The organism is Burkholderia metallica, from assembly GCF_001718555.1.
GTDB lineage: Bacteria > Pseudomonadota > Gammaproteobacteria > Burkholderiales > Burkholderiaceae > Burkholderia > Burkholderia metallica.
This window is the reverse complement of record NZ_CP013403.1, coordinates 78,337-101,380: the sequence shown is the minus strand read 5'-3', so window position 1 is coordinate 101,380 and position 23,044 is coordinate 78,337. Positions and strand designations below refer to the sequence as shown.

The window sequence follows — 23,044 nt, the reverse complement described above, 5'->3', positions numbered from 1 at the left end:
TTTGTCAGGCGCTCCGGCTCAAGCATACAGTACGTTCACCTCGTTGCCACACCGCCCGATTGCTGAACAGGAGACACCTTCAGCCGTCGACGGTTGTCGAGGTCGACGATCCCCTCTTCCGCAGGAAAAGCCATGACAACGACGACTGAGCTCGAGCCGCAGGCCGACTCCACACTGCTGGCGAACCTCGCCGATCACGCGTATCGCATCCGACGCTACGCGCTGCGCATGGGCGAGGTGCAAGGCCAGGGCTATATCGGTCAGGCCCTCGGGCTGGCCGACGCCCTTGCCGTGACCTGGTGCCACGCGATGAACACCCGGCCCGACGATCCCGAATGGGAAGGCCGTGACCGGTTCCTGCTCTCGCACGGCCACTATGCGATCGCGCTCTACGCCGCGCTCATCGAAGCCGGCGTGATCCCGCCCGAAGAGCTGGAGACGTACGGGTCCGACGACAGCCGTCTGCCGATGTCGGGGATGGCGACCTACACCCCCGGCATGGAGATTTCGGGCGGCTCACTCGGCCAGGGCCTGACCATCGCGGTCGGCATGGCGCTGGGCCTGCGTCTCAAAGGCAATCCGGCCTTCGTCTACAACTCGATGTCGGACGGCGAGCTCGATGAAGGCGCCACCTGGGAAGCCGCGCTGTCGGCCGCTCATCACGGCCTCGGCAATCTCGTCGTGATGGTCGACATCAACCGCCAGCAAGCCGACGGCCCGTCGCACGACGTGCTCGGCTTCGAGCCGCTCGCCGACAAGTGGGCTGCGTTCGGCTGGCACGTCGAGCGCGCAAACGGCAACGATCTGCCCGCGCTCGTCGAAGCGTTCGACCGCGCCCGTGCGCTCAAGGAAGCGAAGCCGCGTGTCATTCTGCTCGACACCCTGATGGGCAAAGGCGTGCCCTTTCTCGAAACCCGCGAAAAGAATCACTTCATCCGTGTCGACGCAGAAGAGTGGCAACAAGCGATCGCCGTGCTCGACCAGAACCACCTGCACAGCAAGCAAGGAGACAACGCATGAGCGCCGTCGCTGAGAAGAAACCCCGCCTGACCACGTCGGCGATGATCGCGTCGATTGCATCGGAAGGCCAGAAGACACGCTCCGCCCCGTTCGGACATGCGTTGGTCGCCGAAGCGGAGAAACGGCAAAATATCGTCGGCATGACCGCCGACTTGTCGAAGTACACGGACCTGCACATCTTCAATCAGGCGTTCCCCGAGCGGCACTTTCAGATGGGAATGGCCGAGCAGCTTCTGATGGGCGCGGCCGGTGGAATGGCCAAGGAAGGCTTCATTCCGTTCGCGACGACCTACGCGGTGTTCGCGACACGGCGCGCGTACGACTTCATCCATCAGATCATCGCCGAGGAAAACCTCAACGTGAAGATCTGCGCGGCGCTGCCCGGCCTCACGACCGGTTATGGCCCGAGCCACCAGGCGACGGAAGACCTGGCGCTGATGCGGGCGATCCCCGGCATGACGGTCATCGATCCCTGTGACGCGCTCGACACCGAGCAGGCGGTCGCCGCGATCGCCGCGCACCACGGCCCGGTCTACATGCGTCTGTTGCGCGGCAAGGTCCCTGCCGTGCTGGACGACTACGACTACACCTTCGAGCTCGGCAAGGCCAAGATGCTGCGCGACGGGAAAGACGTGCTCATCATCTCGTCCGGGATCATGACCATGCGCGCGCTGGAAGCGGCGCAGGCGCTCGACGACGGCTCGGCAAGCGTGGGCGTATTGCACGTGCCGACGATCAAGCCGCTGGACGAAGCGACCCTCATCGAGCAATGCAGGAAAGACGGGCGTCTCGTCATCGTCGCGGAGAATCACAGCGTGATCGGCGGGCTGGGCGATGCGGTGACGAGTGCGCTCGTGCGCCACCGGGTATTGCCCGAGTTTCGTCACATCGGCCTTCCCGACGCGTTTCTCGACGCGGGCGCACTGCCGACGCTGCACGACCGCTACGGCATCTCGACCACGTCGATCGTCGAGAGCATCAAGACGTGGCTGAAGTAATCCAGGGAGCCAGGACAATGAACGTGACATTTATCGGGATAGGCGCGATCGGCTTGCCGATGGCCCTCCAGGTGCAGCGGGCGGGACACACCGTCACCGGCGTCGATCTTTCCAGCCGCGCCCGTGAACTTGCCCAGGACAGCGGCCTTGCGGCGGTGGAAAGCTTCACCGCGGCCCCGACGGCTCAGGTCGTCGTCGCAATGGTCGCGACGCCCGAGCAATTGGCCGCCCTCGTCGACAGCGTCGGCAAGGCGGTGGAAGGTCAGACGTGGGTCGTGATGTCGACGGTGGGCCCGGATGCCGTGCGAGAACACGGCCAGCGCCTGATCGCGGCAGGCGCCCGTGTCGTGGATGCGCCCGTTACCGGCGGCACGGCCCGCGCGCGGACCGGTGAACTGGTCATCTTCGCGTCGGGCGAGCGGGCGGACATCGACGCGGTGCGCCCGGTGCTCGAAGCGATGGGCAGCGTGCGCATCACCGGCTCGAAGCTCGGCGACGGTCAGGCAATCAAGGTGGTCAATCAGCATCTCTGCTCCGTTCATATCGTCGCCGCCGCCGAAGCGCTCAGCCTCGCGCGCGCGCTCGGGCTGGACCCGGCTGCGGTGCTCGAACTGGTCGAAAAAGGCGCGGCCGGCTCGTGGATGCTGTCGGACCGCGGCCCCCGCATGCTGCAAGGCACCGACGTGACCGTGACGAGTTCGATCAACATTTTCGTGAAAGACAGCGATCTCGTGGCGGCTGCCGCTCGATCCTGCAACGCGGATGTTCCGCTGCTCTCGATCGCGAACGCACGATACAAAAAAGCGGCAAACGACGGGCTCGGCCTGCGCGACGACAGCCGCGTGATCGAAACCTGGCACTGAACGCTGCACCGTTCAGCTTCCACTTCGTGTGAAGCGCACGTAGAAGCGTAACGCGACCCGGCCGCCCTGCAAAGGAAAGACGGCCGCAAAGATACAGGAGACGAAATCCATGAGTACACACAAGCAAGGCCGTGCGGTCAAAGTCGCGGTGGCGTCGATGATCGGGTCGGCGGTCGAGAGCTACGACTTCTTCATCTACGGGACGGCTGCCGCAGCGTGGTTCGGCAAGATCTTCTTCCACACGAACGAGCCCATCGTCGGGATCATGGCGGCGTTCGCGACGCTCGCCGTCGGTTTCCTCATGCGTCCACTCGGCGGCTATCTTGCCGGACACTATGGCGACCGCATCGGCCGCAAGTCGGTGTTGTTCTGGTCGCTGATTGCAATGGGCGGCGCAACCGTGCTGATTGGTGCGTTGCCGACCTACGCGCAAGCGGGCGTCGTCGCCCCCATCCTGCTCATCCTCCTGCGCATGGTGCAAGGCATCGGCTTTGGTGCGGAATGGGGCGGCGCCGTGCTGATGGCGTGCGAGCACGCACCCGAGAAGCGCCGCGGCTTCTTCGGCGCGGTGCCGCAACTCGGCATCCCGCTCGGCCTGCTGCTGGCCAATGGCGCGTTTCTGCTGTCCGGCGCATTGCTCGAAGGCGACTGGGTCTGGCGCACGCCGTTTCTGTTGTCGTTCGTGATGGTCGCGATCGGCATCTTCATCCGGATGAGCGTGTCGGAATCCCCTGAATTCGAAGCGGTGAAGGCCGAGAACAAGGTGATGAAGCAACCCGCGCTGGAAGTGATCAAGAGCGACTGGCGCAGCATTCTGAAAATCATCGGCCTGCGCATGGCGGAAACCGGCGGCTACTACATCACGACGAGCTTCATGCTGTCGTATGTGGCGCTCGCGCATGTGTCGACGACACGGCACATCCTGTGGGGCACGCTGATCGGTTCTGCACTCGGGCTCGCGAGCCATCTGATTTATGGCGCATTGAGCGACAAGATCGGCCGGCGCCCCGTGTTCATGATGGGTGCGCTGTTCACGATCGTCTTCGGTGTGCCGATGTTCATGCTCATCAACACCGGCGCGGTGATGATGGTGATCGTCGCAATCGCGTTGTCGCTGTTGTTCAGCCACGATCCGATCTTCGCCGTCGAGGCAAGCTGGTTCTCCGAGCAGTTTCCGGCCAACGTGCGCTCGTCGGGCATTTCGCTGGGCTACAACGGCGCGTCGGTCGTCGCGGGATTGCTGCCGATCGTCGCGACCTTCATGTACGGCGCGTTCGGATGGATCGGGCCTGCGCTCATGTTCTCGTCGCTGGGCATCGTGTCCGCCTGCTGCGCACTGGCGATGAAGGAAACTGCGCCAGCCGTTGTCGAGAGAAAGACGGCCGCTGCAACGACCGAGCGCCGATTTGCCGCATAGGCGGGCTGTTTCGACCGAGGATCGTTGAGCCCGCTTGACGGCGGGCTTGACGTTTCATGCCCCGACAACTGTTCGGGAGCCTATACAGCGCAGTCGCGGTCGTTTGGTCGCACGGTCACAAAGCCGTGGCACCCGTCGCACGGACTCCCGCGCCCGACGGGTGCGTGATCCGCCACCCTTGGCTCACGCGCGAATGAGCCGGTGCAGGCGCCGAACCTGGGTCAATGCCTGCTGCGCCGACGTCAGGTTCGTGAAGCCGAGCAGCATCGCGGGCGGCATCCGTCCGCCCGGGCTCCAGTCGTTCAGCGGCTGGATCGCAAACCCCTGCAGGTCGGCCATGCGTGCGACGGCACGATCGTCGACCGTCGTGCGCCAGTAGGCGGTGACATGCAGGCCGCCCGCGCGGGGCGGAATGTGCAGCGTATCGCCGAAGACCTTGACCAGCGCATCGATCAGCCACGCGCGGCGCGTGGCGTAGAGCGTGCGCATTTTCTTCAGGTGGCGTGCGAAGTGCCCTTGCTCCATGAAGTCGGCGACGACGGATTGCATCAGCATCTGGCCGCTTCCGCCGAGCCAGCCGGCAGTCTCGCGGAAAGCGTCGACCTGCCCGTCGGGAACGACGAGATAGCCCAGCCGCAAGCCCGAATACAGCACCTTGCTGAACGATCCGGTGTAGAGCACGCGGTGGTGGCGATCCAGGCTTTTGAGCGCGGGCAGCGGGCGGCCGTGGTAACGGAACTCGCTGTCGTAATCGTCCTCGACGATCCAGGCCCGCTGCCGACGGGCCCAGTCGAGCAACGCGAGGCGTCTCGGCAGCGACAGCGCGACACCGAGCGGGCTTTGATGGGTCGGGGTCACCACGGCAAAACGCGCGTCGTCCGCACGGCGTCGCCCCGCTTCCACGCACAGGCCGTCGTCGTCGACCGGCACCGACAGGAGCCGCATCCCCGCGTGCTCGAGCACGCGGCGTGCATGGATATAGCCCGGGTCCTCGAACCAGCCGGTGTCGCCCGGGCGCAGCAGGGTCCGGCAGATCAGATCCAGCGCACCGCGATACCCCGCGGTGATGAAGATCTGCGCCGGCGCGCAGTCGATGCCGCGCGACACGCCGAGATAGGCGGACAGCGCACGCCTCAGCGCGGCATGCCCCTGGGGCGGCGAAGAGTCCAGCGACGGCACCGCCATCTCCCGCACATGACGCCCGGTCAGCCGTATCCACGGCATGCGCGGAAACGCATCGAGCGCGGGAATGCCCATCTGAAACGGTTTCGGCCCGCTCGCCGCCGGATCGCCGCGCGGCGGCTCGTCCGGCCCGGGCGCGGTGGCGCGCGGCGCGCGGCCACGCGGCAACTGCGGCGACACGACGGTGCCGGCCGGCCCGCGTGCGACCAGATACCCTTCGCCGATCAGGATCTGATAAGCCGCCTCGACGGTGCCCCGTGCCAGGTTGAGTTCGCTGGCCAGGCTCCGTACCGACGGCACGCGCTTGCCCGGCGCCAGCCTGCCGGTCTCGATCGCATCGCGAAAGCGCCGGACCAGCTGCCGATAGACCGGCATGTCGAGATGACGGTCCGGCATCAGATCGTCGAAGTTCATGTCCCAGTCAAATAGTCACTTTTTGGACCTTCAGGATACGCCATCCGCTTTGTACAGTAACGACGTTACCGTGGAGCAATCGAGATGCCGGAGATCCATTTGAAACGCGCCGTGACGGACAACGATTACCGGTCGGCGTTCGACGTGATGCGCGAGCTGCGCCCGCACCTGACCGATTCCGATGCGTTCGTGCGGCAGATGCACCGCCAGTCCGAACAGGGTTATGTCCTGCTGACCGCGCGGCACGGCAGCCCGGACGGTGCAGTCCTCGCGCTGGCCGGATACCGTCACGTCGAAAACACGCTGTACGGCCGCTTCGTCTATGTCGACGATCTGGTCGCCACCGAGCACGCGCGCAGTCAACGGCTGGGCGAGCGGCTGCTCGATGCGGTGCGCGACGACGCGCGGCAACACGGCTGCCGGCACCTGGTACTGGATACCGGCCTGTCCAACGCGCTCGCGCAACGTTTCTATTTCCGCCAGGGGCTGTTGTCCCGCGGCATGCATTTCAGCCAGTCTCTACAGGCGCTTTGATGAACAACCTTCTTTTTGTCGACGCCAGTCCGCATGGCAGCCATTCGCAGGGCGCACGCCTTGCGCACGAAGCGATCGCGCACTGGCAGGCGACCCACCCCCACGCACGTGTCGTGTCGCGCCGCCTCGGTCAACCCGGGTTGCCGTCGCTATCGGCCGACTATGCGCATGCGGTGGTCGCGCGGCAGCCGGATTCCGATCCCGCGCTGGCGTACTCCGAACAACTGATCGCGGAAGTGGAACAGAGCGACGGCGTGTTGATCAGCACGCCGATGCACAACTTCACGGTACCGGCCGCGCTGAAGCTGTGGATCGATTTCGTGCTGCGTATCGGCCGCACGTTCACGGCCACGCCCGAAGGCAAGTTCGGACTGCTAGCCGATCGCCCCGTGCTCGTGCTGGTACGCTCCGGCGGCATCTGCACGGGGCCAGCGGCACGGCAGCCCGATTTCCTGACGCCGTATCTGAAGCAGGTGCTGGCCGTCATCGGCCTCTCGACCGTCGATTTCATCTACCTCGAAGGCATTGCGCCGCACGAAGCAGCGATCGAGGCGGCACGTGACCAGTTGGCCGCGTCGACCCTGTTGGCTCGACGCGCGACGGAACCGGCCTGAATTCGCCGGACTCCGGCGTTCGCATGCGTTACCGACGGAGGCCGACGGAGGCCGATCGGGCATCCCGAGCAGGGCGCGTCACCGTCACGACGCCTCCCGCCCCATCCTGCGCGCCATCGCCGGGCTCACCGCATGCACCGGATCGAACCCGAAGAATGCGAGCACGTGGCGCGCGACGTCGTCGCGATCGTTGTCCGCACAGATCATGTGGTAGCTGTTCTCCAGCACGATCCCGCGTGCGTCGGGCATCTTCGCGAGCAGGAAATCGGCCGAGCGCAGGCTCGTCAGTTCGTCCTCGCGCGCATGCAGCACGAGCGTCGGGCACGGCGTGCCGGCCGCGGCGTCGCGCGCCCAGCCGCGCATCCGGTCGACCTGCCGCACGCACGCGAGCGGCACCCACGCATAGTGGAAACCGTCCTCGCGCTCGAACTTCTTCTTCACGATCGCGCGGATCGTCGCGTTCTTGATGCCGAACGGATCGCCTTCCTCGACGCGCATCCGCTCCGCGACACCCGGCACGCGGTACAGCACGTGGCGCAACGCCCGATACCACGGCGTCGACCAGCCGTCGATGAACACCGGCGCGGCCAGCAGCGCGAGCCGGCCGCGTGCATGCTGCACGCGATGGCACAGCAGCAGCGCGACCAGCGCCCCCATGCACATGCCCGCGACATGCAGCGTGTCGTATTCGTTCTCCAGCGCGCGATACTGCTCGGTCACCGCGTCGAGCCACGCCTCGGCGCGCACGCCGACCAGATCCTCCGGCTGCGTGCCGTGCCCCGGCAGCGTGATCATGTGGGTATCGGCGCCCGCGCGCCGCATCGCCTTGTGCAGCGAACCGAGATCGTATTGCGTGCCGCCGAGCCCATGGATCAGCAGCACGCCCGTGCGGGCCGTCATGATGCGTCTGCGCTCATTCGTCCGCCGGCCACACGCGTTCGAGCTGCCAGACGCCCGCCACCACCGTCACGTCGACGTTCGAATCGAGCAGCGGCGCACCGTGATCGGTGATCGTCTGCGTGCCGCCGTCGCGCTGCACGACACGCAGCGACAGCGACGCGCGATCCTCGCCCGCGATCTCCGCATTCCAGTAGTCGCGCAGCGCATCGCGGTCGCCCGGCTGCACGCGTTCGAGCACGAGCGGCACGCTCGCGATCTGCGACGCGTCGACGCCGACGCCGAACACGCGCTCGACGTCGCCGCTCCACTCGATCCAGCCCGACGCCGGATCGAGCACGTACGCGATCTGGCCGGCGCTCGCGAGCGCGAGTTCCATGTTGTTCCGGAGCACCGCCGCATGCTCGTGCACGCGTTCGCGCGTGGTCTTCAGCGTGCTCACCGTCAGCACCAGCAGCGACGCGACCGCCAGATAGAGTTGCGCTTCGAGCAGCGCGCTGCCGTAGTGCTCGTGGAACGACGAGAACGGGCCGTCGCCCTGCGCGGTCTGCTCGATCACGATCAGCGCGAGCACCAGCACCGACGACGAGCCCGCGCGGCCGCCGAGCAGCAGCGTCACCGCGACGGTGAGGAACAGCGGGATATAGGTGAGCGCGAAGCCGGCGCCGGTGCCGAATTTCCGCGACGTGTCGCCGTCGAAGATCACCAGCGCGACGACGGCGAGCAGCACGAACGACACCAGGCCGAGCACGAGGTCGAAGCGCTCGTGGTCGCCCGAACGGTGCGCGCGAAAGCGCGACCATGACGCGAGCACCGGCGTGACCAGCAGCACGCCGACGAAATCGGACGCGGCCCACACCGACCACACGTCGAAGAACGGCGCGCCCTTGACCACCGTGTACCACGCCGCGCCGCCGATCGCGCCGACCACGCCCGCGATCAGGCCGGCGAGGATCACCGAGCGCAGGAAGTACAGCCCTTCGAGCGAAAAGCGCACGCGCTGGACGAGCCACACCGCAAGAGCGGCCGCGCCGACTTCGTCGAGCGTGAACAGCACCGCGTTGACGAGGCTGCCGTGTTCAATGCCGGTCAGCGCGAGCTGCCCGGCCAGGAACGCGGCGGCCAGCATCGGCCATTCGCGCATCGGCCGCAGCATGAACGCGCCGACCGTCACGCCGGCCGGCAGCCAGATGTAGCCCGTCAGCCGGACGGGGCCGTTGAACTCGTGCGAGATGTAGCCGGTCGCGAGATACAGCGCCGCCCAGAGCAGCGCGGCGACGAGGCCGGGCCGCGATCGTTTGGTGTCCATCGAGAATCCCTGTGTGCTGCGCCTGCGGTGGGCAGGTGCGCGATGTGCGAATGATAGGCGGACGGGGCGGGCCGGGGAATACCGGGGGCTGCAAGCGCGTGCGGCACGCCCGCCAGCTGGCTGGTTGTGACCGGGGAAATATCGGAAAAGTTCGGTGCGCGCCCGGTACGGCCGGGACACGTCGGAACGTCGTGCTGGTCGGATGGCCAAAATCATCCGCGGCCGGTGAATCGCATCTAGCATGAAAGACATCCGAAAGTATCCGCTTCAGGTATCGTCGACGTCATCGGCCCACTTTCCACATGACCACCCACCATGAAAACCGTCCCGGCCCGGCCGACATCGGTCCCCTCGGCGCCATGAGCCGATTTCGCGCCACCTACGACGGGCCCGCGCTCGAATCGTCGGAAATGGACGTGCGCGAACTCGCGCCCGCGCTGCTTGCCATCGGGGATCTGCTCGACGCGTCCACCCGCGCGCTGTGCGGCAATCAGGTCCGGCCGCAGGTGAACGTGCGCGGCAGCTTCAAGACCGGCAGCTTCGGTATCGACTTCACGCTCGCGACCTCGCTGCCCGGCCGCATGCGCGACATGCTGAGCGGCCACGAAGGCACGGCGCTCGCGAATGCGGTCACGATCCTCGACGAGCATCGGAAGATGGCGTTCTCGATCGTGTCGCTTGCATGCAAGGACGACAACAAGTGGCGGCTGTACGACGGCACGTCGACGATTCACGCGGCGATCACGGATGCCGGCTTCCTGTCGCGCGTGAACAATAGTCAGATCAGCTTCAGCAAGGGCGACGTGCTCCTGTGCAATGTCCGCATGCAGCAGTGGCAAACCTCGGACGGTGCAAAAACCGAATACGAGGTCACGGATGTGCTCGAACATCGCCCGGCCGGGCTGCAGATTCCGTTGCCGGGGCTTTGACCGGCTGCCGGCAATCGGCAATCATGCGCGTCGGGGTTCGGCCTTCCCGCCGGTCATCCCGAACGAACGAGCCCGCACGATGACACCTGCAATCCGCCTGCGCGCGGCGTCTGCCGCCGACCTGCCGTTTCTGCTGACGCTGCGCCGGCTCACGATGACCGAGCACCTGCAGCGCATCGGCGCGCCGACCGACGACGACGCGCACGATCGGCGCATTCGCGCGCACTTCGACGATGCGATGATCGTCTGCGAACGCGATGAAGCAATCGGCTTGCTGAAGGTGACCCGCGCCGCCGACGACTGGCATGTGCACCAGATTCAGGTCCTTCCCGAATGCCAGGGGCGCGGCATCGGCGCAGCCGTGCTGCACGCGCTGCTGACCGACGCGGCACGCGCGCACGTGCCGGTGTCGCTCAGCGTGCTGCACGGCAACCCGGCGCGGCGGCTCTACGAACGCTTAGGCTTTCGCGTCACGTCGGAAACCGAAACGAGCGCGACGATGATCTGGCGCGCGTGACGCCGGCGCGTCGACGCCGCGGCATTACTGCGTGATCTTTGCGTCCTTCACCAGGTTGCCGATCATCTGCGCACTCGCCTTCTCCACCGCGGCCGCCTGCAACTGCTGCTGAAGCGCCGGCTTCGCGGTCGCGAAGCCCGGCACCTGCGTCGGCCGCTTCGCATCGAGCTTCACGATCGCCCGCACGCCGTCGACCGGGATCGAATCGCTCGTCGCCGCGCCGACCTTCAGTTTCTCGAGCGCCTGCGCGATCGGCAGCGGCAAGCCGGACGTCCTGCCTTCCGTCGCCGGCGTGTGGAAGCTCACCCACGGCAGCTCGCCGCCGGCATCGCGGCTCGGCGCCATGCTGTACTGGCGCGCCAGCCCATCGAACGACTTGCCCGCCTTCAGCTCGCTCAGCACCGTCGCGGCCGTCAGCGGGTCCTGGACGACGATCACGCGCGGCTTGTACTCGTCCTTGCCGAGCGCGGCCACGAGTTCGTCGTAGCGTGCCTTGACCTGCTCGTCGGTCACCGGCTCGGGCTTCACGTTATCGCGCAGGTACAGCTGCACTTCGGCATTCGCCTTCGCCTGCTGCACCGCCGCCTTGACCTCGGGCCGGTCCGCATAGTTCGCCTTCTCGGCGGCCTGCTGAACCAGCACGCGCGTGATCAGCTGGTTCTTGATCGCCTGGCGGATCTGCGGCGAATCGGGTTGCCCGGACGCGCGCAGCAGCGCATCGACGTCGGCCTGCGTGATCGGCGTGCCGTTGACCGTCGCAACGGTCGCCGCGGTCTCTGCGTGGGCGGGTCCGCTCAGCGCGCCGACCAGCGCAGCGATCAGCAACAGGCGGTTCGGTGTCGTTTTCGTCTTCATTTTTTCGTCACTTCGGCTCAAAAAACGCGGGATGGGCGGCCGCGCAACTTCGCCGGCACGGCAACGCGCCGGCGCAACCATTCAGTCGATTCGGTTCATCGTCCTGGGCACACGCAGTGCCTGCCGATGCCGCTGCCATTGTGCCCGTAACCGGTTTTCCGCGTCGTGTGGTTGGAGCAGCCGCCCGGCGGACGGTGAGGCGCGCATTGCGCACGCCGCTCATTACGAACGCGCGATGTGGAAATTCTGTGGAAATTCCGTGGAAACACCGAGGAAATCGCGATGAACACCGTCACCGCTACGCATCCCCGGCCGCCGACCGAGGTCGAGGCGGCCGCGCATCCATCGTCGAAGTCAGGGCGTCCACCGGTACACGGTGATGCTGTTGCCCTTCACGTTGTTCTTCATCACCACGTACTCGCCGTTCGACCGGCGGTAGGCGCGGATGCTGTACATCGCATCGATCGCGCTGCTGGTATCGACGGTCGCCGGGCTCGCGTTGACCAGCGTGGTGTCGAGATGGCCGGTGGTGAGGTTGAACGCGTCGACGTTCGGCCACAGCGGCCCGCTGCTGCTGAACCAGTAGCCGACGAACAGATGGTTGCCCACCGCGTCGATCGATTTCGCGCCGCTGTGCGGCAGCGTGATCACCGGGTCGGGCTTCGTCGTGTTGCCCGCGCGCCAGCCGTGATACACCTCGATGCGCGTGCCGATCGACGTCCAGTCGTTGCTGCCGAGCGCGCCCTGCGCGAGCACCATCGTGTCGCTGTCCGCGAGATACACGATGCGCGTGAGCGGCTGGATGCTGTCGGGCACGCGGGTCGCGACGCCCGGCCCCCACGACGGCTTGCCGCTCACATCGAAGCCCGTCAGCGGGTAGTAGGTAATCGCGCCGGTCTTGTCGAGGCCGGCCCACACGCCGCCCTGGCTGTCGAGGCTGAAGCCGCTCGTCACGCGCCGCGTCGTGTTGAACGCGGAGCCCGGAATCGAGCCGTCCGGGATCGCGATGTAGCCGTTCGCCGCGTTGAAGTGGAAGAAGTAGAAGACCGGCGGGTTCTGGCCGGCCGCGACGAGAATCCGGTTCGCGCCCACCGACGTGAGCAGCCCGAAATGCTCGTCGCGCTGCGTATCGTTCATGTCGATGCGCGGATCGGCGGGATACGTGAACGGATCGACCGTGTTCGCGACGAACGTGCCGCCCGCGCCGCCGCGGTATACGTGCGTGGCGCCGTAGAACAGCGCGCCGTCCGTCACCGGGTCCGGCGCGGCGATGCCTTCGAAGTTCAGCGACTGCAGCGTCCAGCGCAGGCTGCCGGTGCTGCTGTACGCATGAATGTCGGTGGCGCCGTTGCGGCCGAGATCCCAGCTGCCGCCCCACGGATTGTTGAGCACGTAGAGATTGCCGCCGGCGTCCTTGCCGATCCCGACGATGCGCGTGAAACGCTGCGCGCCGACCTGCCCCTTGATGCCCGTCGTCGTGTCGAGATAGCCGCCGCGCACACCGAACGTGCCGACGAGTGCGGGCCGGCCCGCGATCGAATAGCGCTTGATGTTCTGGTCGGGGCCTTCGTCGCCCACCAGCAGCTGGCCGGCCGCCGCATCGACATACAGCGCCGCCGGCTGCGACCCGGCCGGCATCCGGATCGTGTTCAGCAGCGCGCCGGCCGCGCTGTAGCCGACGATCGCGCCCGCGCTTTTCTGCGCGACCCATACGTTGCCCGCGCCGTCCACCGCGAGGGCACCCGGCCCGGATACGCCGATGTCGCGCTGCCACACGCCGTCGGTGGTGAACACGCGCACGCGATTGCCGTAGAAGTCGCTCGCATAGAGCAGCGTGCCGGCTGTCGCAAGCCCGGTGACGACGTCGATGCGCGGCTGGTTGGTGGCCGCGCTGACCTGGATCACGCGATCGCGATACTTCGTCGCGCGGTTGTAGCGCCCCACCGCGCCGCTTCCATAGGTCTTGCCGGGCTGCAGCGCGACGAACAGCGACGTCGCGTTGCCCGTGATCGCGCTGCCCTGGAACTCCGAGTGCGCGCCGATCGAGCCGACGCTCTTGCCGTTCTGGTAGATCGCGACACCGCCTTCATCCTCGTCCCACATCGACGCCGTGTAGATCACGCCTTCGGGCGCGACCCACATCGCGCGCGCGACGTTGCCGACGTGCGCCGCGAGCGTGCCGTACGTGTTCGCGAGCCAGTCGGTAGTATTGCCTGCGTGAACGGCGGGGGGAATCGCGACGATCGCCGCGGCGAGCAGTGCAGCGTGAAACCGGTGTCTGGCGCCCATGACGGATGCTCTCCTGAATGGTGCGAACATTCAAATGAAGGGCCGGCCGGATGACTTGAAAACCGCGATGCATAAATTCTTCCCCTGAATCATCCGGCGCAGTCGGTATGACGTGCAGCATGCATTCGAGAATGCGCAGCGCGAGAATAGCGTCATATAAATCGAAAAAAATTGCGGATCGCTCGCGGCGCTGCGCTTTTCCCGGGTCTGGCGTCGATGACGTTGCGTTCGACGCCCGTGGCACCCGCGCGCGTCGACGGCGCGCGGGAGGGCGCGATAGTGAATGGTCACTTACATGCGGAAGCGGGGAGAGGAAAAATCAGGCCGATGCCTGTCGGAATATCGGCGCGTGTTTAACGACGGCCGATCGAAACGGCGAGCGTCGGTTTCGGAGAATCGGGGAAAACCACCCCATTCAACGCGGAATCATTTCGCCAAAGAAAAATCGCCGGCCTGAATCCGTATCGAATCCAGACCGGCGATCGTCCGCGACTGCGGGGCGGGCAGCACACCGCTACCGCTGCGCTGCAGCACCGCCGTGCATCATGCCGATGCTGACGTTTCCGGCACCTTCACCTGCATCGCGCGTCCGTTGTCCGGATCGTCGTCGCGCGGATCGTCGAGCTGCCCTTCCCACTTCGCAACCACGGCCGCCGCGATCGAGTTGCCGACCGCGTTGGTGGCCGAGCGCCCCATGTCGAGGAACATGTCGACGCCCATGATCAGCAGCAGCCCGGCTTCGGGCAGGTTGAACTGGTTCAGCGTCGCCGCAATCACGACCAGCGACGCGCGCGGCACGCCCGCCATCCCCTTCGACGTCACCATCAGCATCAGCAGCATCGTGATCTGCGTGCCCAGCGGCAGATGGATGCCGTACACCTGCGCGATGAACAGCACCGCGAACGTGCAGTACATCATCGAGCCGTCGAGGTTGAACGAATAGCCGATCGGCAGCACGAAGCTCGAGATCTTGCGGTTCACGCCGAAGCGGTCGAGCGCGTCCAGCAGCTTCGGATACGCGGCTTCGGAGCTCGCCGTCGCGAACGACAGCAGGAACGGCTCGCGGATCAACCGGATCAGCGTGAACGCGCGCTTGCCGAGGAACGTCACGCCGGCGAGCGTCAGCACGCCCCACAGCAGCGCCAGCGCCAGGTAGAAGCTCGCCATGAACTTCGCGAACGTGAGCAGGATGCCGAGCCCCTGGGTCGTGATCGTCGACGCCAGCGCCGCGAACACTGCGACCGGCGCGAACCACATCACCGCGCCCGTCACCTTCAGCATCACCTGCGCGAGATCGTCGATCACGCCGGTCAGGCGCTTGCCCGATTCGCCGAGCGCCGACAGCGCGGTGCCGAAGAAGATCGAGAACACGACGATCTGCAGGATTTCGTTGTTCGCCATCGCTTCCGCGATCGACTTCGGCACCAGGTGGACCACGAAATCCTTCAGCGTGAACGCGCCCGTCTTCAGGCCGAGCGCCGCATCGGATGCCGGCAGCGGCAGGCTCAGATGGCTGCCCGGTTGCAGGATCGTGGCGGTCAGCAGCCCGAGCAGCAACGACGTGAACGACGCGATGAAGAACCAGCCGAACGCCTTCACGCCGACCCGGCCCACAGCGCTGCCGTCGCCCATCTGCGCAATCCCGACGGTCAGCGTCGCGAATACCAGCGGCGCGATGATCATCTTGATCAGGCGCAGGAACACGTCGGACAGCAGCGACACGTAGCCGGCGACCTCCTTCGCCATGTTCGGATCGGGAAACGCGCTATGACAGGCGTAACCCACGGCGATACCAAGCATCATCGCGACAACGATGTACTTGGTGATGTTGTGCTTTTTCTTCATTAGTAATCCAAATCACAAAGCGTATGTTGCTAACGGCTGGCACAGCTTTCGCGCCCGGCTACGAATCGAAACCCACGTCTCTCTGGGTGCGACAAGTCCGCCGTTGGCGATCGCCATGGCGGACAAGGGGGGGCATTCTAACGCAAATGACACCCCGGCTTTCAAATCTGAAAGTCCGGCGGGTTGATTTGCGTCCGGATGTCGTCGAAATGGCGCGTTTTGTCGCGATTCCGTCCACTTCCTGTGACGTCGGCGGCGCAATCGGGCCGCCCCGCAGCGCGTGTCGGGCCTGCCACGGCTCACGCACCGGTGCAGGCGCCGTATCGCCGGGTTCCCGCACCCTCCGCCGTTGATGTGCTGCGCGTAACGACACCGCGAGCGATCGCGACACATTCTCACAAAGATGCGCAGACCTCGACACTACGACGCGTAATCACTCTGTAATATTTGGAAACGATTCGCGTTACCACGATGCCCCGGCGTCGCTGCGCGATCATGCGTCGGCCACGCGGAAGCGGGCCCGAGTCACGACTTTCAACAGATTGACGCATTCATTTTCTCAGGAGTCCTGCAAATGAATCCGCGAGTAACGGCGGCATCGCGATGAACATTCTGTATACCAACTTCCACGGCGACTACGGCGGCGGCCAGGACACCTACGTCCGCGATCTCGCTGCCGCGATGAGCCGGCATCATCGCGTGACCGTCGCGTCGCCGGAAGGCAGCCGCCTGTCGCGACTGTTGCAGGACAGCCCCGACGTGGCCATTTTCGACATGGAATTCAAGCCGCGCTGGAACCGGCTGTGCCACGAAATCGTCCGGCTGCGCCGCCTGATCGTCGACGAGCGCTTCGACGTCGTCCACGTCAACGGGTCCGCCGATCACCGGCAGGTGATGCTCGCGCTGCTCGGCTGCCGGTATCGGCCGGCCGTCGTGCTCACCAAGCACAACACCTATCGCGCCGACAGCTTCGGCAACGTGCTGCGCGCGCGGCTGGCAACCGACCACACCATCGCGGTCAGCGATTACGTGGCGGGCATGCTCGCGCTGCGCTCGCCGTACGGCAACGTCACGGTCGTCAAGCACGGCGTGCGCCGTCAGGCCGCGCAACGCCTGGCCGACGACGAAATCCGCCGCCGCAAGGCCGCGCTGTTCGGGCCGGCCGGCGCGGACGCGATCGTGCTGGGCAGCAGCGCCGGCACGGCGCCGGAAAAAGGCTGGATGGACCTGATCGCGGCACTCGGCCGCTTGCCCGAGCACGAGCGCGAGCGGTTTCGCGTGCTGCTGGTCGGCGCGGAGCCGTCCGGCGAGCAACGCGAGCAGCTCGCGCGGCACCACATGGCGTCGCGCACCGCGTTCACCGGCCGGCTCGACGACGTACGCGCGCCGTTCTCGATCATCGACGTGTCGTTCGTGCTGTCGTACCACGAGAGCCTGTCGTATGCGTGCCGCGAAGCGATGTCGCTCGGCTGCCCCGCGATCGTGACGCGCGTGGGCGGGCTGCCCGAGAACGTCGAGCCGGGCGTGGACGGCTGGGTCGTCCCGCCGCGCGAACCCGAAGCGATCGAGGCGATCCTGCGGGACATCGTGCGCGATCCCGCGCGCGTGCGCGCGATGGGACGCAGCGCGCGGCTGAAGGGCAAGCGCGAGTTCTCGTTCGAAAGATTCGTCGACGCGACGCTGTCCGTTTATCAGAAATCGATTCGACACAACCCGTATCGTCGGGTGACATCCTTGAGGTCCGTTTGATGGCAATGAACATCTGGAAGAAATACTGGGACTTGCGCACGCAGGAGTGCCCGTGCGACGTGCATTTCGTCGAATGGCTGGAAGCCGCGCGCCTCAGCGGCATCCGCATCTACCACTTCGGCACCGGGGGCCATCACCACGTGGGCGTGGAATGCGCGCGGCCGCACCTGAACAACACGGTGTTCGGCGTGACCGCGTCGCCGAAGGAATACAAGTCGTACGTCGAGCTCGTCACGCGGCAGCCGGAAGTGAGCAAGACCTATCTCGCGTATTTCGGCGACATCTATACGAGCAATTCGGATCTGCTGCCGGCGTTCGACGTCGTCACGCTGTTCCATCTGTGCGAATTCCGCGACGAGACCAACAGCCGCTACGGCGCGAAGACCGACGCGGACGTGCTCGACCTGTTCGCACGCCATACCGCGCGCGACGGACACCTGCTGTTCTACAAGGGCTCGTCGGCGTACCGGAAGGCCGAGCCGATCATCGCGCAATGGGCGGCGAATGCCGACTTCGCCGAAGTCGGCGACTTCAAGACCCTGCGGATTTTCCGCAAGGCCGCGTAGTTCTCCTCCCGCGATCCGCTCATGCTGCACGCCACGCGCTACCCGATCCTGATGTATCACCAGATCCGCACGCTGCCGCCGCCGTCCGACCGGTTGCGCGGCCTGAGCGTCGCGCCCGACGCATTCCGCCGCCAGATGACGCTGTTCAGCCGGCTCGGCTACCGCGGCCTGAGCGTGCGCGAACTGCAGCCGTACCTGCGCGGCGAGCGCAGCGGGAAAGTCTTCGGCATTTCGTTCGACGACGGCTTTCTGAACGTGCTGACGCACGCGATGCCCGTGCTGGACGAGCTCGGCTTCACCGCGACCTGCTACTTCGTCGCCGGCCGGTTCGGCGGCGAGAACGACTGGGATGCGGGAGCCGATACCGCGCGCGCGCCGCTCATGACGCACGCGGACATGCTCGCGTGGCGCGATCACGGCCACGAAATCGGCTCGCATACGCTCGATCACGTCGCGCTGTCGCACGTGCCGGCGCATGTGTCGGAGGTGCAGATCGTCGAATCGAAGCAACGGCTCGAGGCGTTGAGCGGCGAGCACGTCGAATCGTTTTGCTACCCGTATGGCGATCTGGACCCGCGCGTGCGCGACCAGGTCGCCGCCGCCGGTTACGGCAACGCGACGACGACCTGGCGCGGTTGCGCCGATGCATACGACGACCGATTCCTGTTGCCGCGGATTCCGGTCGCGGGCGGTGTCGGTGCGGTACGGCTGTGGTTCAAGTGCGCGAAGGCGCGGGTTCGGAAGCGCGGGTAGTGCGGCAGAACCCATCTTCCTGAGAGACCACACACTTGTGGGCTCTCAGAAAAGGTGTCGTTGGCCCCCTAGAGAGATCAAGGGCTCGGACATCTTTTTTGAGAAGCCTGCCTGCCCTTCGTCTCAGAAAAGATGTCCGTGGCCTCCGATATTCCCAGAAAAGTCGTCTTTGGGAATGTTGCCCGCCCGCGTCGGCGTGTCCCGACAGGACCGGGCGTCGAATCGACGGCGAAAATAAGCTGCACATTCGCGACCGAACCGTGCCCAGACCGCACGGTTCAGCACGCTATCCCGCACATACCACTCAGGATGCCACTGCACACCGAAGATCGGCGCCCTGATATGCGATACCGCCTCAATGGTGCCGTCGTCGGCATATGCATCGACACTCAATCCGTTCGCCAGGGCGGCAATGCCCTGCCCATGCAACGAGTTCACATGAGCGCGCCGACAATCCGGCGACATTGTCCGAATCACTTCGTCAAGCCAGCCTCCGCTCACCAGCTCGACCGCATGAGCGTCCCGATAGCGCTCCTCGAACGCCCCGTACAGGCGACTTCCGTCTCGAAGTTCGCGCTGTTCAGTTGTCTCGAAGATCCGGTCGCACCAGATCAGCGGTGCCAACGACGACATCGCATGCTGCGCGATCGGATCGATCATCAGATAAGCCCGCTCCCGATAACGGGACAACCACGCCTCCGGGTAGTTCGACAGTGTGCGGCCGCTCTTCAGTGTCCCGCCCGTCATTCGATAGTCCTGGTAACAGACATGGTCGAATCCCGCCAGCCGTCCAATGTCGACCAGCATCCCGCCCAGTTCGTCCATGCAAGTGCAACTGCCGATCTCGAACACCCTCTCAAGCATCCGCTCACGGCACCGACACGATGCGGACTCACGACATCCTTCGGCCCATAGAATGACGCGTTCGCTGGCTTCTCTCATAATTTTTAGAATTACTGATCAAGTTATTTTCGTGAGTCGATTCGATGAATTCCCAAGGTGCCCTCTATCCGCCTGCGATAGCAGGAAACGGCCCTGTCGCCGGATCAGAACACCCGCGTCGCAGACGGGACACGTGCATGCTGCTTGAGGTACGCGAGCGCATCGTTGATCGTCAGAACGTGCTGCTCCCCATCCCTCATTCGCAACGACACCTCCCCAGCCAGCGCCTCCTTGCGTCCTGCTATAGCGACGATCGGAGCGGCCAGTTCCCTTGCATCGAAGATCTTGCGCGGCAGGCGCTCGACGCGGAAATCCCTCAACACCCGACAGCCGATGTCTTCGAAGGCGAACGCCGCGTTGTCGGCAAATGCGCGGTCATCTTTCCCGATGTTCGCAACGACAATCTGGTCCGGTGCCAGCCAGGTCGGCAACCATCCCTCGTAGTGTTCGAGAAGAATACCGATGAACCGTTCGAGGCTTCCTAGGATCGCGTGGTGCAACATGACGGGCGTTGCCTTCGCACCGTCCTCTGCGACATATGACGCACCGAGCCGTTCCGGCAATACGAAATCGAGCTGGATCGTCCCGCACTGCCACTTTCGCCCTTGGCGGTCGAGCAGATGAAATTCGAGCTTGGGACCATAGAATGCCCCTTCTCCTGCCTGGATCGCGAAATCGAGACCTGCCGCGCGCGCAGCGGACGCCAGCATCGCTTCCGAGCGATCCCAGACCGCATCGTCACCCGCGCGGACCGCCGGCCTCGTCGACAAAGCCACATCGAATTTGCCAAATCCGAAGTCTGCATAGATCGTCTTCAGCAACACACAGAATCGTGCGACTTCAACCTCGACCTGATCCTGCATGCAAAGCACGTGAGCGTCGTCCTGCGTGAACGCACGGGCACGCATGAGGCCATGCAACGCCCCGGACGGTTCGGCCCGGTGGACCGCCCCAAACTCAGAATATCGGATTGGGAGATCGCGGTACGACCGACTGCCTTTTTTGAAAACCTGCACATGGCACGGACAACTCATCGGTTTGAGACAGTACGGATTGTTGTCACTCTCGAGAGAAAACATGTTTCGCCCGAATTTCTCCCAATGACCACTCTGTTCCCAGAGATCGCGCGAGACGATCTGAGGGGTCCGCACTTCAGAAAAGCCCGCCTGACGCATCCGGACTCGGATGTATTCCTCGACGACCCGGTAAAGAACCATACCGCGCGGATGCCAGAAGACGGCGCCCGGACTTTCATCCTGCTGATGAAACAGATCGAGTTTGTTGCTGAGCACTCGGTGATCGAAATCGTCCATCATGTTCTCCATTGACATTGATACCGGTCGACGGAGCACAAAAAAGCCCCGTCCGTTTCCGGCGGGGCTTGGGGATGGTTTGAGGCACTAACTTACGGCATGCAACCTCCCCCCGGCCCGCCGTTGGCGGTCGTGGTGGTGGTCGTGGTAGTCGTAACGAAAAGTGCGTTCATGTGGCTAATCTAGTCAACCTGCCAACGTCTGTCAACAAAACATTCGAATCCAGATGCGGCGTCAAAATTCCATGATTCGTTAATAATCCTCAAACGGAAAAATAAATGAAATGCGCGGAAATCATAATGAAATTTTCGTTAAATTAAACAAATTATGGCTTTAATCATGGACTGGAAGTTGTGAGCTGTCAGCAAAGGCGATCACTGACCCCAGGAGGCAACCTCGGTGGCCCACGATTTATTTTTCCGAAAATTCATATGGCAGCCTCTCGGTCTCTTTGCCTCGATTGCCGTTTGCTCAATGAGTTCGCGAAGATCGATCTCGTGCGCGGCGAACGCGCCGATGAGGGTCGCGATGACCGCGAGCGACTGCTGCACGCAACTTGGCCATCGCGTTCGACCATTACAACGAGAAGCATCCCCATAGCTCGCTGAAATACCGCTCGCCTCGCGAGTTCCGGCGCTCGATGGATTCAGCAACCTTAGTGTGACGCTGTGTCCGGTATTACAGGGGCAACTCCAGGAATGACGAATGAGTGCCTCCGATGCGCCAACGTCGATCTGACACCGTCGTTCAAACATTGCGTCATATGCCACCATCGTCAAATATTCTCCGATCATTTTCAGGCTGTGGATATGGATCGCATCCCTTACACGTGGGCGGTAGCCAATTATTCAAAGACAACTTATTGAGACTGCGGACATCTTTTCTGAGAGACAACACCAACATCTACGAAAGAAATCTCCCCGCCGCCCTCCTTCCCCGTACCGGCATCCATCCATCAAACCGTACCGGTACTGTACAGAAAACCGTCGCTACACTGATTCCATCCCAGCCTCGAACACGAATGGAGCCTTCGCGATGGAATTCCTCACACTCAGCGCGCTGCCCGCCGGCATGCTTTTCGCGCTCGTCACGTCGATCACGCCCGGCCCGAACAACACGATGCTGCTCGCCTCCGGCGTCAATTTCGGTTTCCGCCGCACGATGCCGCATCTGTTCGGCATCAGCATCGGCGTCGCGATCCTGATGCTCTGCGTCGGGTTCGGCCTCGGCGAAGCGTTCAAGCGCCTGCCCCTGCTGTATACGATCCTCGAAGCCGCGAGCGTGGTGTACCTGCTGTATCTCGCGTGGCGCATCGGCACGTCCGGCGAGGTAAAGGCGCACGGCGCCAAGCCGCGGCCGATGACGTTCACCGAAGCCGCCGCGTTCCAGTGGGTCAACCCGAAAGCCTGGATGATGGTGCTGACGGCCGCGACGACGATCCGCCTGTCCGCCGACTACGGGATGAACGCCGCATGGATGGCGGTCGTGTTCATCCTGATCGGTTTCCCGTGCATTTGCCTGTGGGCCGCGTTCGGGCTCGGCCTGCGCCGCTTCCTGTCGAATCCGCGCGCGCTGCGCATCTTCAACGTGACGATGGCCGTGCTGCTGATCCTGTCGCTGTACCCGCTCGTCGCGCACCTGCTGCCGCAGTGAGCGCTCACCGCGCGCCCGTTGAGATTCATCCGACGCAGGCGTACCCTTTCGGCATGGGCGCACGCAACCGCTTCCCCGGTTGCGCCGCCGCTGCCGGGAGAGTACCGATGAAGCCACAGCTGAGGGCCGGCGAACACATCGAGGGCATGCACTGGATTGCCGAGTATCACCCGCTCACGCACGAGATTCGCGTGCTGCGCGAGGACATCGAGATCGGCGTCTACTGCGCGCCGCCGACGATGTTCGGCGACGAGGAGGACATGGGCGCCGCGAACCTCGCCGATCATCGCAGCCGGGAGGCCGCGCTGCGCGCGTATCTGCGCAACTTCGTGAAGGAACACGACGCGGAGGAATAGCGGCAGCCAACGGCCGCCGCATCGGCGGG

At 64.8% G+C, this 23,044-nt stretch carries 21 protein-coding genes and 2 pseudogenes; 14 read left to right on the top strand and 9 right to left on the bottom strand.

Translation table 11 applies throughout. From position 1 onward, the window contains the following. Nucleotides 1-132: 132 nt before the first annotated feature. The 4 genes from WJ16_RS20320 to WJ16_RS20305 all read left to right on the top strand — a co-directional run bounded on the left by WJ16_RS20320 (nucleotide 133) and on the right by WJ16_RS20305 (nucleotide 4,298). Nucleotides 133-1,020, top strand: coding sequence for a transketolase (locus WJ16_RS20320; RefSeq protein WP_069258913.1), 888 nt, complete (start codon nucleotides 133-135; stop codon nucleotides 1,018-1,020). Next, nucleotides 1,017-2,018: a transketolase family protein gene (locus WJ16_RS20315; protein ID WP_069258912.1), complete on the top strand. Its 1,002-nt coding sequence runs from the start codon at nucleotides 1,017-1,019 to the stop codon at nucleotides 2,016-2,018. Before WJ16_RS20320 ends, WJ16_RS20315 begins: the two co-directional genes overlap by 4 nt. A 17-nt stretch (nucleotides 2,019-2,035) precedes the next feature. Continuing rightward, the gene (locus tag WJ16_RS20310) at nucleotides 2,036-2,881 is read left to right on the top strand and encodes an NAD(P)-dependent oxidoreductase (protein ID WP_069258911.1); all 846 of its coding nucleotides are present in this window, start codon (nucleotides 2,036-2,038) and stop codon (nucleotides 2,879-2,881) included. A 109-nt stretch (nucleotides 2,882-2,990) separates the two neighbouring features. Next, entirely contained in the window at nucleotides 2,991-4,298 is a 1,308-nt protein-coding gene (locus WJ16_RS20305; RefSeq protein ID WP_069258910.1) for an MFS transporter, read from the top strand. Between the two features lie 183 nt (nucleotides 4,299-4,481). Here the strand turns inward: WJ16_RS20305 and pdxR are convergent, their stop codons facing one another. Next, nucleotides 4,482-5,894, bottom strand: a complete 1,413-nt coding sequence (pdxR, locus tag WJ16_RS20300; protein WP_069258909.1) for a MocR-like pyridoxine biosynthesis transcription factor PdxR — start codon at nucleotides 5,892-5,894, stop codon at nucleotides 4,482-4,484. Between the two features lie 84 nt (nucleotides 5,895-5,978). Here pdxR and WJ16_RS20295 point away from each other — a divergent pair, with 84 nt between their 5' ends. Together WJ16_RS20295 and WJ16_RS20290 are read left to right on the top strand one after the other, a co-directional pair. Then, on the top strand, nucleotides 5,979-6,428 hold the full coding sequence (locus tag WJ16_RS20295) for a GNAT family N-acetyltransferase (protein WP_069258908.1): 450 nt from the start codon (nucleotides 5,979-5,981) through the stop codon (nucleotides 6,426-6,428). Continuing rightward, nucleotides 6,428-7,042 (top strand): FMN-dependent NADH-azoreductase, encoded by a 615-nt coding sequence (locus WJ16_RS20290; RefSeq protein WP_069258907.1) that lies wholly within the window; start codon nucleotides 6,428-6,430, stop codon nucleotides 7,040-7,042. Before WJ16_RS20295 ends, WJ16_RS20290 begins: the two co-directional genes overlap by 1 nt. A gap of 84 nt (nucleotides 7,043-7,126) precedes the next feature. On the opposite strand, the gene WJ16_RS20285 is transcribed toward WJ16_RS20290, so the two are convergent. Beyond that, nucleotides 7,127-7,942, bottom strand: a complete 816-nt coding sequence (locus WJ16_RS20285) for an alpha/beta hydrolase (protein ID WP_069258906.1) — start codon at nucleotides 7,940-7,942, stop codon at nucleotides 7,127-7,129. Between the two features lie 13 nt (nucleotides 7,943-7,955). Beyond that, nucleotides 7,956-9,248 carry an MASE1 domain-containing protein gene (locus WJ16_RS20280; RefSeq protein ID WP_069258905.1) on the bottom strand — a complete coding sequence of 431 codons (1,293 nt, stop codon included), beginning with the start codon at nucleotides 9,246-9,248 and terminating at the stop codon, nucleotides 7,956-7,958. A 302-nt stretch (nucleotides 9,249-9,550) separates the two neighbouring features. Between WJ16_RS20280 and WJ16_RS20275 the strand changes: the two genes are divergently transcribed. Both WJ16_RS20275 and WJ16_RS20270 read left to right on the top strand, forming a co-directional pair. Further along, nucleotides 9,551-10,177: an LAPAL motif-containing putative phage structural protein gene (locus WJ16_RS20275; protein WP_069258904.1), complete on the top strand. Its 627-nt coding sequence runs from the start codon at nucleotides 9,551-9,553 to the stop codon at nucleotides 10,175-10,177. Nucleotides 10,178-10,256: 79 nt separating this feature from the next. Continuing rightward, on the top strand, nucleotides 10,257-10,694 hold the full coding sequence (locus tag WJ16_RS20270) for a GNAT family N-acetyltransferase (RefSeq protein WP_069258903.1): 438 nt from the start codon (nucleotides 10,257-10,259) through the stop codon (nucleotides 10,692-10,694). Nucleotides 10,695-10,718: 24 nt separating this feature from the next. Here the strand turns inward: WJ16_RS20270 and WJ16_RS20265 are convergent, their stop codons facing one another. The 3 genes from WJ16_RS20265 to WJ16_RS20255 form a co-directional block, all read right to left on the bottom strand. Next, a complete protein-coding gene (locus WJ16_RS20265; protein WP_069258902.1) occupies nucleotides 10,719-11,549 on the bottom strand; it encodes a peptidylprolyl isomerase in 831 nt (276 codons plus the stop codon). A 354-nt stretch (nucleotides 11,550-11,903) separates the two neighbouring features. Next, nucleotides 11,904-13,838, bottom strand: coding sequence for an NHL repeat-containing protein (locus tag WJ16_RS20260; protein WP_069258901.1), 1,935 nt, complete (start codon nucleotides 13,836-13,838; stop codon nucleotides 11,904-11,906). A gap of 543 nt (nucleotides 13,839-14,381) precedes the next feature. After that, nucleotides 14,382-15,683: a dicarboxylate/amino acid:cation symporter gene (locus WJ16_RS20255; RefSeq protein ID WP_069258900.1), complete on the bottom strand. Its 1,302-nt coding sequence runs from the start codon at nucleotides 15,681-15,683 to the stop codon at nucleotides 14,382-14,384. 603 nt (nucleotides 15,684-16,286) lie between these two features. Here WJ16_RS20255 and WJ16_RS20250 point away from each other — a divergent pair. From WJ16_RS20250 to WJ16_RS20240, 3 genes are read left to right on the top strand one after another with little or no spacing between them, the layout of a single operon-like run. Beyond that, a complete protein-coding gene (locus tag WJ16_RS20250; RefSeq protein WP_069258899.1) occupies nucleotides 16,287-17,432 on the top strand; it encodes a glycosyltransferase family 4 protein in 1,146 nt (381 codons plus the stop codon). A gap of 5 nt (nucleotides 17,433-17,437) precedes the next feature. Beyond that, on the top strand, nucleotides 17,438-17,998 hold the full coding sequence (locus WJ16_RS20245) for a hypothetical protein (RefSeq protein WP_069261047.1): 561 nt from the start codon (nucleotides 17,438-17,440) through the stop codon (nucleotides 17,996-17,998). 21 nt (nucleotides 17,999-18,019) lie between these two features. After that, on the top strand, nucleotides 18,020-18,751 hold the full coding sequence (locus WJ16_RS20240; protein WP_069258898.1) for a polysaccharide deacetylase family protein: 732 nt from the start codon (nucleotides 18,020-18,022) through the stop codon (nucleotides 18,749-18,751). A 123-nt stretch (nucleotides 18,752-18,874) separates the two neighbouring features. Here the strand turns inward: WJ16_RS20240 and WJ16_RS20235 are convergent, their stop codons facing one another. From WJ16_RS20235 to WJ16_RS35620, 3 genes and pseudogenes are all read right to left on the bottom strand, one after another. Next, nucleotides 18,875-19,576 (bottom strand): gamma-glutamyl-gamma-aminobutyrate hydrolase family protein, encoded by a 702-nt coding sequence (locus tag WJ16_RS20235; RefSeq protein WP_167375389.1) that lies wholly within the window; start codon nucleotides 19,574-19,576, stop codon nucleotides 18,875-18,877. A 221-nt stretch (nucleotides 19,577-19,797) separates the two neighbouring features. Further along, nucleotides 19,798-21,006, bottom strand: a complete 1,209-nt coding sequence (thrS, locus tag WJ16_RS20230; protein ID WP_076606047.1) for a threonine--tRNA ligase — start codon at nucleotides 21,004-21,006, stop codon at nucleotides 19,798-19,800. A gap of 374 nt (nucleotides 21,007-21,380) precedes the next feature. Continuing rightward, nucleotides 21,381-21,557 (bottom strand): annotated as a pseudogene (locus tag WJ16_RS35620) (hypothetical protein); the annotation flags it as partial. Between WJ16_RS35620 and WJ16_RS33530 the strand changes: the two are divergent. From WJ16_RS33530 to WJ16_RS20215, 3 genes and pseudogenes are all read left to right on the top strand, one after another. After that, nucleotides 21,545-21,670: pseudogene (locus WJ16_RS33530) on the top strand (integrase core domain-containing protein); the annotation flags it as partial. The pseudogenes WJ16_RS35620 and WJ16_RS33530 sit on opposite strands and share 13 nt — an antisense overlap. Nucleotides 21,671-22,041: 371 nt before the next feature. After that, a complete protein-coding gene (locus WJ16_RS20220; RefSeq protein ID WP_069258895.1) occupies nucleotides 22,042-22,659 on the top strand; it encodes a LysE family translocator in 618 nt (205 codons plus the stop codon). Between the two features lie 107 nt (nucleotides 22,660-22,766). Next, nucleotides 22,767-23,015 carry a hypothetical protein gene (locus tag WJ16_RS20215; protein ID WP_069258894.1) on the top strand — a complete coding sequence of 83 codons (249 nt, stop codon included), beginning with the start codon at nucleotides 22,767-22,769 and terminating at the stop codon, nucleotides 23,013-23,015. The last annotated feature ends 29 nt before the right edge of the window (nucleotides 23,016-23,044 follow it).

Excerpts from the sequence above, each read along its gene's own strand:
- WJ16_RS20320 (WP_069258913.1), top strand. The coding sequence starts at position 133 with ATGACAACGACGACTGAGCTCGAGCCGCAGGCCGACTCCACACTGCTG.
- WJ16_RS20315 (WP_069258912.1), top strand. The coding sequence starts at position 1,017 with ATGAGCGCCGTCGCTGAGAAGAAACCCCGCCTGACCACGTCGGCGATG.
- WJ16_RS20310 (WP_069258911.1), top strand. The coding sequence starts at position 2,036 with ATGAACGTGACATTTATCGGGATAGGCGCGATCGGCTTGCCGATGGCC.
- WJ16_RS20305 (WP_069258910.1), top strand. The coding sequence starts at position 2,991 with ATGAGTACACACAAGCAAGGCCGTGCGGTCAAAGTCGCGGTGGCGTCG.
- pdxR (WP_069258909.1), bottom strand. The coding sequence starts at position 5,894 with ATGAACTTCGACGATCTGATGCCGGACCGTCATCTCGACATGCCGGTC.
- WJ16_RS20295 (WP_069258908.1), top strand. The coding sequence starts at position 5,979 with ATGCCGGAGATCCATTTGAAACGCGCCGTGACGGACAACGATTACCGG.
- WJ16_RS20290 (WP_069258907.1), top strand. The coding sequence starts at position 6,428 with ATGAACAACCTTCTTTTTGTCGACGCCAGTCCGCATGGCAGCCATTCG.
- WJ16_RS20285 (WP_069258906.1), bottom strand. The coding sequence starts at position 7,942 with ATGACGGCCCGCACGGGCGTGCTGCTGATCCATGGGCTCGGCGGCACG.
- WJ16_RS20280 (WP_069258905.1), bottom strand. The coding sequence starts at position 9,248 with ATGGACACCAAACGATCGCGGCCCGGCCTCGTCGCCGCGCTGCTCTGG.
- WJ16_RS20275 (WP_069258904.1), top strand. The coding sequence starts at position 9,551 with ATGACCACCCACCATGAAAACCGTCCCGGCCCGGCCGACATCGGTCCC.
- WJ16_RS20270 (WP_069258903.1), top strand. The coding sequence starts at position 10,257 with ATGACACCTGCAATCCGCCTGCGCGCGGCGTCTGCCGCCGACCTGCCG.
- WJ16_RS20265 (WP_069258902.1), bottom strand. The coding sequence starts at position 11,549 with ATGAAGACGAAAACGACACCGAACCGCCTGTTGCTGATCGCTGCGCTG.
- WJ16_RS20260 (WP_069258901.1), bottom strand. The coding sequence starts at position 13,838 with ATGGGCGCCAGACACCGGTTTCACGCTGCACTGCTCGCCGCGGCGATC.
- WJ16_RS20255 (WP_069258900.1), bottom strand. The coding sequence starts at position 15,683 with ATGAAGAAAAAGCACAACATCACCAAGTACATCGTTGTCGCGATGATG.
- WJ16_RS20250 (WP_069258899.1), top strand. The coding sequence starts at position 16,287 with ATGAACATTCTGTATACCAACTTCCACGGCGACTACGGCGGCGGCCAG.
- WJ16_RS20245 (WP_069261047.1), top strand. The coding sequence starts at position 17,438 with ATGAACATCTGGAAGAAATACTGGGACTTGCGCACGCAGGAGTGCCCG.
- WJ16_RS20240 (WP_069258898.1), top strand. The coding sequence starts at position 18,020 with ATGCTGCACGCCACGCGCTACCCGATCCTGATGTATCACCAGATCCGC.
- WJ16_RS20235 (WP_167375389.1), bottom strand. The coding sequence starts at position 19,576 with ATGGACGAACTGGGCGGGATGCTGGTCGACATTGGACGGCTGGCGGGA.
- thrS (WP_076606047.1), bottom strand. The coding sequence starts at position 21,006 with ATGGACGATTTCGATCACCGAGTGCTCAGCAACAAACTCGATCTGTTT.
- WJ16_RS20220 (WP_069258895.1), top strand. The coding sequence starts at position 22,042 with ATGGAATTCCTCACACTCAGCGCGCTGCCCGCCGGCATGCTTTTCGCG.
- WJ16_RS20215 (WP_069258894.1), top strand. The coding sequence starts at position 22,767 with ATGAAGCCACAGCTGAGGGCCGGCGAACACATCGAGGGCATGCACTGG.